The following is a 15,102-nucleotide window of genomic DNA, read 5'->3' on the forward strand; positions in this document are numbered from 1 at the left end:
GGTCACGGCACTAGATGTCGTAGCTGGCTTTTTATCAAGCTTCGCTGCTGCAAAAACAGCGCTTTCTGGGGTTATTTCTCCAAAGTTTGTGCGGTCCCGACAATATCAGGCCGCAGCGGAAGCCCGAAAGGCCAGTCTTGTCAGTGGGCGTGTCAATTGCAGTGGCAACAGCTTTCCTGCTGGCACCGACGTCCTGATGGCTGATGGCGCCGCTGTAGCTGGTGGGACGCGGGTAGTGTGGGGCCGGTTTCCCGGTTTGGACGGGCCGGATTTGGCTGGTAGAGGGCGTGGAAAGCGGGGGTGACCGGCGTGGTGGTGGGGCGGCGTGGGCGCAGGTCGGCGGGCAGCGGGGTGCCGCTGACGTTCGAGGTGATCGCCGAGGCCGTGCGTGAGCGGATCCGCTCGGGTGGGTTGCGGCCGGGGGACGCGCTGCCGACGCAGGCCGTGTTGATGCGGGAGTTCGGGGCGGCGAGCCTGACCGTGCAGAAGGCCATGACCCTGCTGAAGCAGGAGGGGTGGGCGGTCTCCCGCCCCGGCAAGGGCGCCTTCGTCGCTCACCACGATCATCCTGACGACGCAGATGACCTCGACCGCCCAGACACGGCCGCCCCCCTCGGCGGGACGGCAGCCCGTGTCGACACGCTCGAACGGGCACTGGCCGACGCCGTGTAGCAGCTCGCCGACCTCCGCGCCCGCGTCGAGGCCCTCGAGACGGGCGGCGGCGAGCGGGGCCGCTGACCCGCCGTGCCGGGACGCTGGGCACGGGGTGTGCGTTCAGATTTTCTCTACGAGGTTCGAGGTTCAAGGCGGCGTCCCGCCGTCTGAGCTGGCCGAACGTCGCCGACCGACCCACAGCCGGGCAGGCGTCCGACGCCTGCGCTGGGTGCCGGCGGCAACCGGGACCAGGCCGAGACGGACCCCGGCGTTGTGCCCGCTGGGAGCACGTTGTGGGCTGTGGATTCCTTGCCGCGTTGCGGAGCAAGTTGTCGCCTACGACCGTCCTACGGCCGGATCGCAGGCAGGGCCGACCGGGGGGCCGACCTTCCGCCCGTCACGTCAGCTCACCGGGGGCGGTGGCTGACGTTTGCCTCCGGCGGGGAGCGAAGCTCCCAGCCACCTGCCGAGCGGCGGACCCGTTCCCGCCCGGCGTCCGGACGTGCGACTCCTCTGCGGTGACCGCCGCCCGTTGAGGCCGGCCCACCGCTGAGCCTGCGGATGCACGTCGGCCCAGGCGGAAGCCGACCGAGAATCCGGGGAACGGCAGGGCGACCGGGCCGACCACAACCCGGCTGCTGGCGCAGCAAGTTAGCCCGTTGGATATCCCAACGGGCTATCCAACGGGAAGAGGGCCGACCCAGGGGGCCAACCCTCAATGGGCGTCGCCGGGCTCACCGCCGGGCGGGTAGCTGGCGTCTCCTCCGGCAGGGGAGCGAAGGTCCCGGCCACTCGCCGTCGACCGGACCGCCTCCCGCCCCGGCCCCCACGCTGCCGGACTGGCCGACGCACCAGCCCCGCCGTACGCCGACCGAGGGCGGCTCCGGTAATCGAGCGCCGAGCCGCTGAAAGCCCCCGGACCGCCCACCTGCCCGGGTCGGGGTCCGGGATCGGGCAGGCCACCAGCTCAAGGTCGCGCCAACATTCGCGCGGATCGTGGACTCAGCTGGTGGACAGGAGGTGAAGGGCGATCAGTCGGTGGCTTTGGGGTGTCCGGTGCCTGCGTAGGTGATCCAGGCGGTGCGGTTGGCGTCGTCGACCAGGTACCAGATGCGGCCGCCGCCGGTGACCTCGTACTGCCAGCGCTCCAGCGTCTGCCCCTTCCAGATCGTGGAGCCGAGCTTGCCCTTGAGGCGGTGGTGGCGCTCGGGGTCGTCGGTGGCGCGCGGGGCAGAGCGGATTTTGTCGAAGGCGCGGCGGAGGTTGCCTGCTGCGTGGCGGGAGAGGTGGTCCCAGCCGTTGGCGGCCTCGGTGTTGGCGAAGCGTAGGTCGAATTCATCGCCGACCGGGGGTGGGGCCGCGCGGTCACCGCGCTTGGGGCTCACTCGGCGGTCTCGCCTTCGGGTACGGGGACAGTGCCGAGGTCGCCGTCGGGCTCGCGGGTGAGGAGGGCGTGCAGGGCGGGGTCGGCGTAGATCTCGGCGCTGTGCCGCCACTGGGCCAGCAGCAGCGCGATGGGAGCCAAGTTCTCCAGCGCAGCAGCCCCGCGGGCGGTGTCCACGAGCTCGCGGAGCATCGCTTCGACGTCGTCCTCAGGGAGGAAGACCGACCAGGGCAGGGCATCAGGCAGGGCCTGGCGCAGTGCGGCGGTGTTCTCGGTGCGGACCAGCCCGGCGAGCAGGCGGGCGGTGAAGTCGACCACGGTGGAGTCCTGCTCCAGCTGGTCGGCGCGAATGAGCGCGAGATCGCCCGCGTCGCGTCGGCGCAGGCGTAGGGCGCGGACCGCGTCCAGGCGTCGGGCGGTGGCCGCGGGGTGGTGGAGCAGCTCGCTGAAGGGCACGTCCTCGTAGGCCGTCGTCATGACATCCACAGTAGCTCGGATGTCCTGCCTCGGATAGCGGATCGCGGTCTGGGTGCCGCTCGGCAAGGAGATGATCGCGATCACTGCCGTGCGATCCGCATGGCAACAGGTCTATACCTCTGACGGCAACGCTGACGGCAACCGGACCCGACACCACCGCACTTCCACGGACGTCAGCGGACCGCCGAATCGCCATTGACCTGCGAAAACGCAGGTGGAGAGGGGGTGCCCAGCGCACGTACTATGTGCTGGCAGGCGACACGCCGGTTCTTTTTCATAATGATGGTGGAGCCCCTCCCGGGGTTTGGAGCATAGACCCGAACGGGTCGCCCAGGATTATGCGTGGCGGCCCATTTGGAGCCAACTGCTACCAGCAGGTTCCCGACACCAATGGTGATGTTTATTGGTGGAGCCCGGATAAGGCTGGACATGGCGGCTCTAAGTGGAAGGTGTTCCGAGAAACCACCAAGGGGCTCGAATGGTTCGCGGATGCGGGTGAGGGCGGCAAGTTCATTGAGGGCAAGTACAAGGGAAAGACCGGCAAGTTCATCTCTTGGAGTGGACTGAAGACGGTGAAGGGCTGCTGATGATTGAGAGCGCCGAAGAGTTCGTCCGGCTACGTATGAGTGGCGATAGTGCCGACTATCAGCGCCTCAAGCAGGAAGAGGCTCCGCTTGATGTCTGGCTCGACATCGTGAACAACTACCCCGGCATGCGCTTCTGGGTGACCTTTAATCGGACTGTTCCCGACGAAGCGCTGAGGTTTCTGGTCCGCGACGATGACTGGCGAGTGAGGGGGAAGATTGCGGGCCGCAAGGGAGTGCCGGAGGATATTCTGGATCTCCTATCTCGCGACGAGCATGATGCCGTAGTGTCGTCGGTTGCTGGAAATCCGGGAACGCCGATAAATGCCCTCCTGGGGTTGTCTCGGCATCACTGGGGGCAGGTCCGCGAGAAGGCTTCGAGGCAGCTCGAAGAGCGCTCGAAGAAATAGCGATCGCCCGAGGTCCCTCCGAAATTTCGGGAGGGGCCTCGGGCGCGTTTGACGGCAGTAGTTGACGGCAACGTCAGCGGACGGACGCTGCAGGAAGTGGCGGTTCGTCGCCGTTGTCGGGGTCGGCCGTCTCGTCTGTCGGGCCGCGGAGGGCGTTGCCGAGGAGGTCGATGGCGTCGCGCTGGAGGCGGAGCCGGACGTGGGCGTACACGGTTGCGGTGACGCCGATGTGGGCGCGGCCGCGGGCGCCCGATCAGGGTCGGTGCCGTGCCTTGTTCCGGGCGGAGGGCGGCCGCCGGGTGCCGGGTGCCGGGTGCCGGATCATGGGGAGACGGATGCGGCCTCCGGCGGGAACGGCAGCGACGGGAGGCCGCCCCGGGCCCGGGCGCCGTGCAGCGGGCCCCCGCGGGTCGGACCGCCGTGGACCGGCCCCTCGCCGAGGGTGAGGGGCAGGCAGGTGCCGCCGCGGCGGTGGGCGACGATCTCGGCGGCGACGGCCACCGCCGTCTCCTCCGGGGTGCGGCCGCCCAGGTCGAGGCCGATGGGGGAGCGGAGCCGGGCCAGTTCGGCGCCGGTGAGCCCGGCGGCCCGCAGCCGCGCCAGGCGGTCCCGGTGGGTGCGGCGGGAGCCCATGGCGCCGACGTAGGCGACGGGCAGCCGCAGCGCCGCCGTCAGCAGCGGCACGTCGAACTTCTCGTCGTGGGTGAGGACGCACACCACCGTCCGCCCGTCCAGCGCCCCGGCGGCGGCCTCCCGCTCCAGGTAGCGGTGCGGCCAGTCCACGACGACCTCGTCGGCGTCGGGGAAGCGCCGGGCGGTGGCGAAGACCGCGCGGGCGTCGCAGACCGTCACCCGGTAGCCGAGGAAGGCGCCGATGCGGGCGACGGCCGCCGCGAAGTCGATGGCGCCGAAGACGAGCATCCGCGGCGGCGCGGCGTAGGACTCGACGAGCAGCACGACGCCGTCCGCCGCCTCCTCGCCGCAGGGCCGCCCCTCCCGGTCCAGGACGACCCGGCCGGTGCGCCCGGCCGCGAGCATCGCGCGCGCGCCGTCCGCCGCCGCGGCCTCCAGCGGCCCGCCGCCCAGCGAGCCGCGGCTGCCGTCGGCGGTGACGGCGAGGGCGGCGCCCAGCAGCCCCGGCGGGCCCGCCACCACCCGCACCAGGGCGACGGGCAGGCCCTCGGCGACGGCGGCCAGCGCCGCGTCGAGGCCCGCGTCCGCCCCGGGCCGCACCCGCTGCACCAGCACGTCCACGGACCCGCCGCAGGTCAGGCCGGCCGCGAAGGCGTCCTCGTCGCCGTACCCGAAGTGCCGCACCACGGGCCGCCCGGTGCGCAGCACCTCCCGGCACAGCTCGTACACCTCGCCCTCGACGCAGCCGCCGGAGACGCTGCCGACCGCCTCGCCGTCCTCGTCGACGGCGAGCGCCGCGCCCGGCTCGCGCGGCGCGCTGCCGGAGACGGCGGTGACGGTGGCCACGGCGAAGGGCCGTCCGGCGGTGTGCCAGGCGTGCAGCTGTCCGGCGATGTCCTGCATCCGGGGTGCTCCTTCGTCCGCTCTCGGGTCGCGCGGCCGGCCGTCCGGGCCGGCGGACCGGCTGTCCGGGGCGCCGGGCGCCGGCCGGCCGCACTGAGAGGATGTCAGTCCTCCTCCGGCCTCCGCACGGTGAGGTGCTCGGGACGGACCGGCACCCGCCGCAGGGCCAGCCCGGTGGCGGCCCGGATCGCGGAGACGATCGCCGGGGTGGAGGAGAGCGTCGGGGCCTCGCCGGCGCCGCGCAGGCCGTAGGGGGCGTGCGGGTCGGCGAGCTCGAGGACGTCCACGGGCTGCGGCGGGGTGTCCAGCAGGGTCGGGATGAGGTAGTCGGTGAAGGACGGGTTGCGGACGCGTCCGCCCTCCGTGGCGACCTCCTCCATCACGGCGAGCCCCAGCCCCTGCACGGAGCCGCCGTGGATCTGGCCGACGACCGCGCCGGGGTTGACGGCCCGTCCCACGTCCTGCGCGGCGGCCAGTTCCACCACCTTGACCAGGCCGAGCTCGACGTCCACGTCGACGACGGCCCGGTGCGCGCAGAAGGAGTACTGGACGTGGCCGAAGCCCTGCCCGGTCTCCGGGTCGAAGGGCTGGGTGGGCCGGTGGTGGTGCTCCCGGGTCCGCTCGATCGCGTCGTCGCCCAGCAGGTCCGCCACCGACGCCAGCACCCCGCCCGCCTCGGAGACGACCTTGCCGCCGGCCAGGGAGAGGTCGTCGTGCGTCCAGCCGTGCCGGGCGCGGCCGCGCGCGAACAGCTCCTCGCGCACCGCCTCGCAGGCCATCTTGACGGCGCCGCCGGTCATGTAGGTCTGCCGGGAGGCGGAGGTGGAGCCGGCCGAGCCGACGCCGGTGTCCGCGGGGTGGATGGTGACCCGCTCCACGCCCAGCTCGGTGCGGGCGATCTGCCCGTGGACGGTGACGCCGCCCTGCCCGACCTCGGCGGCGGCGGTGTGCACCAGGGCGACGGGCTCCCCGCCGACGACCTCCAGCCGCACCCGGGCGGTGGAGTAGTCGTCGAAGCCCTCGGAGAAGCCGACGTTCTTGATGCCGACGCCGTAGCCGACGCCGCGCACCACGCCCTCGCCGTGGGTGGTGTTGGAGAGCGCGCCCGGCATCTCCCGCAGGTCCGCCCCGGCGGCGGGCGGCAGCGGCAGCGCCTTCACGCGCCGCAGCAGCTCCGCGACGGGGGCCGGGGAGTCGATGCGCTGCCCGGTCGGCAGGGCGTCGCCCTCCTCGACGGCGTTGAGCCGCCGCAGCTCCACCGGGTCCGTGCCGAGCGCGGCGGCGAGCCGGTCCATCTGGCTCTCGTACGCGAAGCAGGCCTGCACGGCGCCGAAGCCGCGCATCGCCCCGCACGGCGGGTTGTTGGTGTAGAGGGCCAGCGCCTCCATCGACACGTGCGGCACCACGTACGGGCCGACGCCCAGCGAGGCGGCGTTGCCGACCACGGCGGGGGAGGAGGAGGCGTAGGCGCCGCCGTCGAGCACGATCCGGGCGTCGACGTAGACCAGCCGGCCGTCGCGGGTCGCGCCGTGCTCGTAGCGCAGCCGCGCCGGGTGCCGGTGGACGTGCCCGAAGAACGACTCCTCGCGCCCGTACACGACCTTGACCGGGCGGCCGGTGCGCAGCGCCAGCAGGCAGGCGTGGATCTGCATGGACAGGTCCTCGCGGCCGCCGAAGGCGCCGCCGACGCCGGCGAGCGTGATCCGCACCCTCTCCTCGGGCAGGCCCAGCACCGGCGCCATCTGCCGCCGGTCGACGTGCAGCCACTGGGTGGCGACGTACAGGTCCACGCCGCCGTCCTCGGCGGGCACCGCGAGGCCGGACTCGGGGCCGAGGAACGCCTGGTCCTGCATGCCGACCTCGTACGTGCCGCGCACCACGACGTCGGCGCGGGCCCGCACCTCGTCGGTGACGCCGCCGCCGGAGACGACCCGCTGCCGGTGCAGCACGTTGCCGGACGCCTTGCCCCGGTACTCCGCGGGCGCGTGCACGTACCCGTACCGCTCGGGGTCGAGGGCCTGCTCCTCGGTGCAGACCGGCTCCAGCACCTCGTAGTCGACCGCGATCGCGGCGGCCGCGCGGCGGGCCGTCTCGGGGTGGTCGGCGGCGACCAGGGCGACCGGCTCGCCGTGGTGGCGGACCTGGTCGACGGCGAGCGCGGGCTGGTCCTGGATCTCCAGGCCGTACGTCTTCACGCCGGGGAGGTCCTCGTGGGTGAGCACCGCGTGCACGCCCGGCACCGCCAGCGCACGGCTCACGTCCACCGAGCGGATGCGGGCGCGGGCGTGCGGGGAGCGCAGGGCGGTCCCCCAGAGCATGTCCTCGGCCCACAGGTCGGAGGAGTAGGCGAACTCGCCCCGCACCTTGAGAATGCCGTCGGGCCGGGCGGCGTCGGTGCCGACGCCGTGCGGGTGGTCGGTGGTGATCTTCACCAGGTTCTTCTCGGTCCGCAGCGGGGTCATCCCTGCGCCCCCTCCCCGGCCCGGCGGGCGGCCGCCAGCCGCACCGCGTCCATGATCTTCTCGTAGCCGGTGCAGCGGCACAGGTTGCCCGACAGCGCCTCGCGGATGTCCGCGTCGGCGGGGCGCGGGTCCCGCTCCAGCAGGGCGTGGGTCTGCACCAGCAGGCCCGGCGTGCAGAAGCCGCACTGCACGGCCCCGGCGTCCAGGAACGCCTGCTGCACCGGGTCGAGGCCGTCCTCCCCGGCCAGGCCCTCCACGGTGCGCACCTCCCGGCCCTCCGCCTGCCCGGCGGCCACCAGGCAGGCGCAGACCGGCTCGCCGTCCAGGTAGACCGTGCAGGAGCCGCACTCGCCCTGCTCGCAGGCGTTCTTCGAGCCCGGCAGGCCGAGCCGCTCGCGCAGCACGTACAGCAGGCTCTCGCCCTCCCACACGTCGTCGGCCTCCACCCGGCGCCCGTTGGCCGTGAACACCACCCTCATGCCGCGCTCCTCTCCGGCAGACCGGTATACCCGGCCCAGCACCAGCCCAGGGTGCGCCGCGCCATGACGGCCAGCGCGTGGCGCCGGTAGTCGGCGCTGCCGCGCACGTCGTCGATGGGGGAGGCCGCGGCGGCGGCCAGCTCCCCGAAGCGCCGCACCACGGCCTCGTCCAGCTCCCCGCCGCGCTCCCACAGGCCGCGCTCCGCCAGCTCCCCGGCCAGGAACGCCTCCGCCTCCGCGGCGCGGCGCGGGGTGGGGGCGGCCGACCCGATGCCGGTGCCCACCGTCCGGTCCGCCGGGTGCAGCGCCAGCGCGAACGAGCAGACCGAGATCACCATCGCGTTGCGCGTGCCGACCTTGGAGAACTGCTGCGGGCCGCCCGCGACCGGCACGTGCACCGCCCGCACCAGCTCGTCCGGCTCCAGCGCGCTGCGCTTGGGGCCGAGGTAGAAGTCGTCGACCGGCACCATCCGGGTGCCGCGCACCGACGCGGCCTCCACCCGCACCCCGCGGCCCGCGGCCAGCAGCGGCGGGTGCGCGTCCCCGGCGGGCGACGCCGAGCCCAGGTTGCCGCCGACCGTGCCGCGGTTGCGGATCTGCGGCGAGCCCACCGTGCGGGCCGCCAGGGCCAGCCCCGGCAGCTCCCGTCCCAGCTCGGAGACGATCCGCGCGTACGGGACCGCGGCGCCCAGCCGCACCACCGCGCCGTCCGACTCCCACCGGGCCGCCTCGGCCACCCGGTTCAGGTCCAGCAGCGCCGGCGGGCGGCGGCGGTCGAAGTTCAGCTCGACCATCACGTCCGTCCCGCCCGCGACCGGGACCGCGTCGGGGTGCTCCGCCTTCAGTGCCAGCGCCTCGTCCCACGTCTCGGGCCGCAGGAACTCCATCCGGTCTCCCTCGTCGAGCGGCGCACCCGCCCGGGGGGCCGGCCGTCCCGGAGGACCGGCCGCCGTGCGGGCCGCCGCGCCTGTGGACCGGCGCGCCCTGCGGACCGGGACCCCTGCGGACCGGTGCGCCCGGCGGACCGGTGCCTCTGTGAGCCAGTACACACGCGTGCGGGCGGGCGCGGGCAGTCACCGATGGCATGAACCCCGCGCGGCGCCGTACCGCGCTCTCCTGTAGCTTTCTCCAAAGCCGGACCTCCGCAATCCGCGCCGCCCGGATCCGCCGCCCGGATCCCCCGCGGGATCCGCCGCCGGGAGCGCGGGCGGCCGCCGGCGGCAGCAACCCCCGGCGGGAGGAACCCCCCGGCGGCAGCAACCCCCGGCGGCAGGAGCCCCCGGCGGGAGGAGGCAGGAGATGCGCGTCGCCGCCCTGCTGTCCCCCGGCGCCCCCGGCCTGCGGCTCCTCACGGGCGAGGACGAGCTCGACCGGCAGGTCACCGGCGTGATGACCACCGACCTGCACGACCCCGGCCGGTACCTCCACGGGGGTGAACTCGTCCTCACCGGCATGCTCTGGCGCTCCCGCCCCGAGGACTCCGAGCGGTTCGTGCGGGTGCTGGCCGACGCCGGCGCCGTCGCCCTCGCCGCCGGGGAGGCCGAGGTCGGACCGGTCCCCGCCGACCTCGTCGAGGCGTGCCGGCGCCACCGCATGCCGCTCTTCGCCGTCCCCGAGGACATCGCCTTCGCCGCCGTCGGCGAGTACGTGGGCCGCCAGGTCTCCGCCGACCGCGCCGCGGACCTCGCCGCCCTCGTCGAACGCCACCGGCTGCTGGTCTCCGCCGCGGGCGGCAGCGGCCTGGACGCCGTCCTCGACCTGGTCGGCGGCGACCTCGACCTGGACTGCTGGGTGCTCGCCCCCACCGGCCGGGTCGTCGCCGGGCCCGCCGGCCGCCTGCCCGCCGCCGACCGCGAGCGGCTGGTCCGCACCCATCTCGCCGCCCTGCGCCGCCGCACCCGCCCGCCCCACCGCGCCCGCGCGCACGGCCGCCCCTACGCCCTGCTGCCCGCCCCCGCCGACCCGGCGGCCCCGGCCCCGCTCGCCGACTGGCTGCTCGCCGTCGCGGGCGACGACGCCGAGTGGAGCGCCAAGCGCGGCCAGCTCGCGGAGAACCTCGCCCGCCTCGTCGCCGCCGAGCGGGTCCGCCGCGACCAGGGGCGCGCGCTGCGCCGCCGCCTCGCCGACGAGCTCGCCGCCCTGCTCGTCCGGGACGCGGGCTCCGCCGAGACCGCCCGCGTCCTGGACGCGGCCGAGGCCATGTCCGGCCCCGGTCCGCAGACGCCGCCCGCCGCCCGGCTGGTCGTCGCCGCCGAGGGCACCGGCCTGCCCGACGGCGCGCTGCGGGCCGCGCTGGAGGAGGCGCTCACCGACGACGACGACCGGGCGCTGGTCGCCGGGAGCGGCGCCGAGGCCGTGGTGCTGCTGCCCGTCCCCGCCGGGGGCGGGGCCTGCGGGGAGGGCCCCGGGGCCCCCGGCGCCTCCGAGGGCGGCGACGCCGCGGCCCGGCTGGGCGCCCTGCTCGCCCCCCTGGAGGCCGGCCTGGGCCCCGAGGGCCGGATCACCCTCGGCGTGAGCGCCCCCGCCGAGGGGCCGGGGGCGCTGCGCGGCGCCTGGGAGGAGGCCCGCCACGCCCGCCGCGTCGCCGCGGCCCGCACCGGCCGGATCCGCGCCGCCGGGCCCGAGGGGCTCGCCTCCCACGTGCTGCTGCTGGCGGCCGTCCCCGACGACGTGCGCCGCGCCTTCCGCAGCCGGCTGCTGGACCGGGTGGTCGCCTACGACCTGGAGCACCAGGCGGACCTGGTCCGCACCCTGGACGCGTTCCTGCGCGCCGACGGCTCCTGGACGCGCTGCGCGGCGGCCCTCCACGTCCACGTCAACACCCTGCGCTACCGCATCCGCCGGATCGAGGAGCTGACCGGCCGCGACCTGGCACGCCTGGAGGACCGGGTGGACTTCTACCTGGCCCTGGCGCTCGCCTGACGCCGCCTGCCGCCGCGGTGCCCCCGGACGGTGCCCGGCCCGGCGGACCGGCGCGGCCACGGCAGGAGCCGCGGCCGCCGCCGCGCGGCGACGTCCTCGACCCAGCCGAAGAGCACGACGCACAGGGCGATCAGCGGCCAGGCGCCGAGGAAGTTCAGCCAGGGGCTGTCCAGCAGCCACGGCACGTTCCGCTCCAGTACCGGGAACCGCCAGAGCTGGTCGATCAGCGGCACGGTGGCGATCAGCGCCGCCTCGTGCCACAGGTAGACGGTCACCGCGCGGGCGTTGAGCAGGCCGATCACCCCCGACCACCGCCGCAGCCGCCGCGGCCAGGAGGTCCACGAGGGGCTGAGGTGCAGCAGCACCAGGACGAAGCCGAACGACCAGACCGCCTGGGCGACCGGGATGCCGTCCAGGTCGTAGCCGCTCTCCGGGTCCTGGTGGTCCACGGCGAACCACAGCCCGGCCAGCAGCACGAACGGGGCGACGGACGGCGTCACGTAGCGCGGGAGGCGGCGCAGCAGCCCGTCGTGGTGGGCGAAGCCCAGCAGCCAGCAGGAGGCGAAGACCGCGAAGTCGGTCGCGGCGGCGCCCACCCGGTCCGGCAGGGCGATCCGGCCCGAGCCCAGGACCACCGCGAGGCCCAGCGGGGCCAGCAGCACCGGCCAGGGCGCGCGGCGCAGCAGCCGCAGCATCAGCGGGGAGAGCAGCACGAACCACAGGTAGGCCCGCAGGTACCACAGCGGGACGGCCACCTGCTCGGCCCAGCCGCCGTCCAGGATCCCGTCCACGCCGGGCAGGTGCGACGGGTACGGCGGGTCGCTGAGCGGCACCACCCAGAAGAGCATCCTCAGCCACCAGCGGGTGCCGCCGCCGCTGCCCGGGCCCCAGCCCTGCAGGACCGTCCCGCCCATCGCCACGGCCCCGAAGAGCCACATCGGCACCAGCAGCCGCCGCATCCGGCTCCGGACCACGTGCAGCGCCGGCCGCTCCAGCGACCGCGCCATCAGCGACCCGGCGAGCGCGAACATCACGCCCATGGACGGGAGGAGGAGCGTCAGCCAGGCCCAGCCGAACTGGTGGTACGCCACCACCCGGACCAGGGCCAGGGCGCGCAGCAGGTCGAGGTAGCGGTCGCGCCCGGAGGGCGGCGCACCGCCCTCCGGGCGCGGTGCGACGGGGACGGCAGCCCCGGCCGGGGCGGGGGCCGTTGCCGGGAGGGTCATGCGGGTGCCTTTCGTGGCGGGGCGGTGCGTGGCGGTGCGGGGCGGTGCGGGGGCCGTGCCGGGCGGCGGCACGGTGCGCGGGGACGGGCGGCTCCGTGCTGCCGGTCCGTGCCGCCGCGGGGGCCTCACACGGCGGCGACGGGGGCCTCGACCTCGCCGGTCCGGCGGAGCTTCTGCCAGCGCAGCCGGCCGCCGGTCAGGGCGGTGATCCAGGACTGCAGCAGCACCAGGTACATCAGCTGCCGGTAGACGACCTGCTGGATCGGCAGGCTGACCAGGTGCCAGGGCCTCTCCCGGTCGAGCCGGAAGGCGTACCCGGCGCACACCGCCTGGACGGCGAGCACGGCCAGCCAGGCCAGCAGGGTCCGCCCCAGGTCGACGAAGACCATGCCGTAGATCAGGAAGACGTCGATCAGCGGCGCCAGCAGCGGCGCGACCACGGTGAAGAGCGCCACCAGCGGCAGGCCGACCCGGCCGAACCGTCCGGCGGTGCCGCGCTCCAGCACCGCGTGCCGGTGCTTCCACATCGCCTGCATGGTGCCGTAGCTCCACCGGTAGCGCTGCGACCACAGCTGGTCCATGGACTGCGGCGCCTCCGTCCAGGCGCGGGCGTCCTCGGCGTAGACGATCCTCCAGCCGGCCCGGTGCAGGGCCATGGTGACGTCGGTGTCCTCGGCGAGGGTGTCGTCGCTCATGCCGCCGACCCCGGCCAGCGCGGAGCGGCGGTAGGCCCCGACGGCGCCGGGGATGGTGGGGATGCAGCCGAGCACGTCGTACATCCGCCGGTCGAGGTTGAAGCCCATGACGTACTCGATGTGCTGCCAGGCGCCGATCAGGGTGTCCCGGTTGCCGACCTTGGCGTTGCCCGCCACCGCGCCGACGCGCGGGTCGGCGAAGGGCTGCACCAGCTCGCGGACGGTGCAGGGCTCGAAGACCGTGTCGCCGTCCATCATCACGACCAGGTCGTGCGAGGCGTGCGCCAGGCCGGTGTCGAGCGCCGCCGCCTTGCCGGCGTTGGCCTGCCGCACGACCCGCACCCCGGGCAGCCCCAGCGCCTCGACGACGGCCGCGGTGCCGTCCGTCGACCCGTCGTCGACGACGACCACCTCGACCGGGTGGTCGCTCCGGGCGAGCGACCGCACCGTGTGGGCGATGCACTCCCGCTCGTTGTAGGCGGGCACCAGCACGGTGACCGGCGCGGTCACCGGCGGCCCCCAGGAGAACCCGTCGGCACGCGTGCGCCGCACGTGCCGGAAGGACAGCGCCAGCATCAGCGCGAACCGCGCCAGCACCAGGCCGCCGACCACGGCCAGCAGCGCCACCAGGACCGGCAGCAGGGCCACGGAGACGGAGACGAACCCGATGAACACCCTGCCGGACCAGAGCGGGAAGCCGCTGACCGCGGTGTGCGCGCTCGGGGCGCCCAGCGACCCGCTCACCGTGGTGAAGCGGTAGTGCTCCGCCTCCAGCAGGGGCATCAGCCGGTCCAGGGCGGCCACCGTCTGGGAGCGGTCGCCGCCGGAGTCGTGCATCAGCACCACGGCCCCCTCGCCGGGATGCCGGGGCAGGGCCGCCCTGACGATGGCGTCGACGCCCGGCCGCTTCCAGTCGTCGGTGTCGGTGTCGATGAAGGCGGTGATGTACCCGCGCGCGCCGGCCTTCCTGACGACCGGCCAGGTGAGGTCGTCGAGTGCGCTCGCCCTGGAGGAGTACGGGGGGCGGAACAGCGAGCTGTGGATGCCGGCGGCGCCCGCCAGGGCCAGCTGCGTCTGGGCCAGTTCCCAGGAGAGCCGGGTGTCGGACTGCAGGGCGAGGTCCGGGTGGTCGAAGGTGTGCACGCCGACCTCGTGGCCCTCGGCGACGATCCGCCGCACCAGGGCGGGGTGGCGCGAGACCATCGCGCCCGTCACGAAGAACGTCGCACGGGCGTGGTGCTTCGCCAGGATGTCGAGCACCCTCGGCGTCCAGACCGGGTCGGGGCCGTCGTCGAAGGTGAGCGCCACGGTGCGGTCCGCGGGGCGGTAGCTGCGCTCCCTGCCGTGGCGGGAGTCGACGACCGGTCCGCCGGTGAGCAGGTGGCGCGGGACGGTCGTCTTGTCCACCGACTCGGCGACCCGGCTGTCGTGGAACACCTCGTTGGTGACCAGGCCGCGCAGCAGGAGCAGGCCCATCAGGGCGACCATGACGAGGGAGGGCAGCAGGAAGCGCAGCGGCGGTGCGGACCTGCGGCGCGTCCGGGCGGCGGCCCGGTGACGTCGGTGACGGTGCATCAGCTGGCTTCTCCGCTAGGGGAACGAGGGGAGGCTCGGGAAGGCGCTCCCGGCCCGCGGGTCGCGGGTGCCGTCGGACGGCGGGGGTCCGGCCGGGGTGCCCCCGGCGGGGGCGGACGACGGGGCCGCCGTGGTGGCGGGCCCGGTGGTGGCCGGCGGTCCCGCGGGGGCGCGGGCCGGGGCGGAGCCCGCGGCGGGAGCCGCCGTCCGCGAGGGCGGCCGGGGCGTGGCTCCGTGCGTCCCCGGACGGGCGGCCGGGCGGGCGGGCCGCCCGCCGGCGCCGCCCGGGAGGAGGGATCCGGGAGCGGCGTCCGCGGACGCGGTGCCGTCCGGTGCGGCGGACCCGGAGGCCTCCGCCGACGGGGTCCGGGGCCCTGTCGGCCCGGAGGGGCCGGGCCGCGCGGTGGCGGGGGCGCTGGCGCCGCGCCGTTCGGGGATGTCGAGCCCCGGGACCTCGGAGCGCGCGCTCAGCACGGCGGTGGTGAACACCGCCGTGAAGGCCGCGCAGGACGTGCCCACCAGCCAGCCGACCAGGCGCAGGCCGCGCCTGCGGCGTCCGGTGCTGTCGGCGAAGACGGGACCGGCGGCGTCCCCGGCCCCGGAGGCGGGGGCCGGGGCCCGTCGGCGCCCCGGGGCGGCCTGCCGGAGCCCCGGGGCCTGGCCGCGCACCGGGACCTGCCGGCGCACCGGGACCTGCC

13 protein-coding genes are annotated in these 15,102 nt (G+C 75.2%); 4 read left to right on the forward strand and 9 right to left on the reverse strand.

From position 1 onward, the window contains the following. The first annotated feature begins 300 nt into the window (after nt 1-300). Nucleotides 301-672 (forward strand): GntR family transcriptional regulator, encoded by a 372-nt coding sequence (locus ACFY07_RS04405; RefSeq protein WP_390867314.1) that lies wholly within the window; start codon nt 301-303, stop codon nt 670-672. Between the two features lie 1,013 nt (nt 673-1,685). On the opposite strand, the gene ACFY07_RS04410 is transcribed toward ACFY07_RS04405, so the two are convergent. Together ACFY07_RS04410 and ACFY07_RS04415 are read right to left on the reverse strand one after the other, a co-directional pair. Further along, nucleotides 1,686-2,039 carry a hypothetical protein gene (locus ACFY07_RS04410; protein WP_390867315.1) on the reverse strand — a complete coding sequence of 118 codons (354 nt, stop codon included), beginning with the start codon at nt 2,037-2,039 and terminating at the stop codon, nt 1,686-1,688. After that, a complete protein-coding gene (locus tag ACFY07_RS04415; protein ID WP_390867316.1) occupies nt 2,036-2,515 on the reverse strand; it encodes a hypothetical protein in 480 nt (159 codons plus the stop codon). Before ACFY07_RS04415 ends, ACFY07_RS04410 begins: the two co-directional genes overlap by 4 nt. A 245-nt stretch (nt 2,516-2,760) precedes the next feature. Here ACFY07_RS04415 and ACFY07_RS04420 point away from each other — a divergent pair, with 245 nt between their 5' ends. Further along, on the forward strand, nt 2,761-3,102 hold the full coding sequence (locus ACFY07_RS04420) for a hypothetical protein (RefSeq protein ID WP_390867317.1): 342 nt from the start codon (nt 2,761-2,763) through the stop codon (nt 3,100-3,102). Further along, on the forward strand, nt 3,069-3,509 hold the full coding sequence (locus tag ACFY07_RS04425) for a hypothetical protein (protein ID WP_390867319.1): 441 nt from the start codon (nt 3,069-3,071) through the stop codon (nt 3,507-3,509). The genes ACFY07_RS04420 and ACFY07_RS04425 overlap by 34 nt, the downstream gene beginning before the upstream one ends. A gap of 73 nt (nt 3,510-3,582) precedes the next feature. Here ACFY07_RS04425 and ACFY07_RS04430 read toward each other — a convergent pair whose 3' ends face one another. From ACFY07_RS04430 to ACFY07_RS04450, 5 genes are all read right to left on the reverse strand, one after another. Then, nucleotides 3,583-3,720 carry a hypothetical protein gene (locus tag ACFY07_RS04430; protein ID WP_390867320.1) on the reverse strand — a complete coding sequence of 46 codons (138 nt, stop codon included), beginning with the start codon at nt 3,718-3,720 and terminating at the stop codon, nt 3,583-3,585. 110 nt (nt 3,721-3,830) lie between these two features. Continuing rightward, on the reverse strand, nt 3,831-5,045 hold the full coding sequence (locus tag ACFY07_RS04435) for an XdhC family protein (RefSeq protein WP_390867321.1): 1,215 nt from the start codon (nt 5,043-5,045) through the stop codon (nt 3,831-3,833). Nucleotides 5,046-5,149: 104 nt separating this feature from the next. Next, nucleotides 5,150-7,507 carry a xanthine dehydrogenase subunit D gene (gene pucD, locus ACFY07_RS04440; protein ID WP_390867322.1) on the reverse strand — a complete coding sequence of 786 codons (2,358 nt, stop codon included), beginning with the start codon at nt 7,505-7,507 and terminating at the stop codon, nt 5,150-5,152. Beyond that, entirely contained in the window at nt 7,504-7,986 is a 483-nt protein-coding gene (locus tag ACFY07_RS04445) for a (2Fe-2S)-binding protein (protein WP_230648040.1), read from the reverse strand. The genes pucD and ACFY07_RS04445 overlap by 4 nt, the downstream gene beginning before the upstream one ends. Next, nucleotides 7,983-8,873 (reverse strand): xanthine dehydrogenase family protein subunit M, encoded by an 891-nt coding sequence (locus ACFY07_RS04450; RefSeq protein WP_230648039.1) that lies wholly within the window; start codon nt 8,871-8,873, stop codon nt 7,983-7,985. The genes ACFY07_RS04445 and ACFY07_RS04450 overlap by 4 nt, the downstream gene beginning before the upstream one ends. 412 nt (nt 8,874-9,285) lie before the next feature. Between ACFY07_RS04450 and ACFY07_RS04455 the strand changes: the two genes are divergently transcribed. After that, the gene (locus ACFY07_RS04455; RefSeq protein ID WP_390867323.1) at nt 9,286-10,908 is read left to right on the forward strand and encodes a PucR family transcriptional regulator; all 1,623 of its coding nucleotides are present in this window, start codon (nt 9,286-9,288) and stop codon (nt 10,906-10,908) included. Here the strand turns inward: ACFY07_RS04455 and ACFY07_RS04460 are convergent. Together ACFY07_RS04460 and ACFY07_RS04465 are read right to left on the reverse strand one after the other, a co-directional pair. Then, a complete protein-coding gene (locus ACFY07_RS04460; protein ID WP_390867324.1) occupies nt 10,884-12,134 on the reverse strand; it encodes an acyltransferase in 1,251 nt (416 codons plus the stop codon). The genes ACFY07_RS04455 and ACFY07_RS04460 overlap by 25 nt on opposite strands. Before the next feature lie 125 nt (nt 12,135-12,259). Next, nucleotides 12,260-14,404 (reverse strand): bifunctional polysaccharide deacetylase/glycosyltransferase family 2 protein, encoded by a 2,145-nt coding sequence (locus ACFY07_RS04465; protein WP_390867325.1) that lies wholly within the window; start codon nt 14,402-14,404, stop codon nt 12,260-12,262. Nucleotides 14,405-15,102: the final 698 nt, after the last annotated feature.

Origin of the sequence: Streptomyces sp. NPDC001380 (assembly GCF_042895785.1) — a bacterium.
Classification (GTDB): Bacteria; Actinomycetota; Actinomycetes; order Streptomycetales; family Streptomycetaceae; genus Peterkaempfera.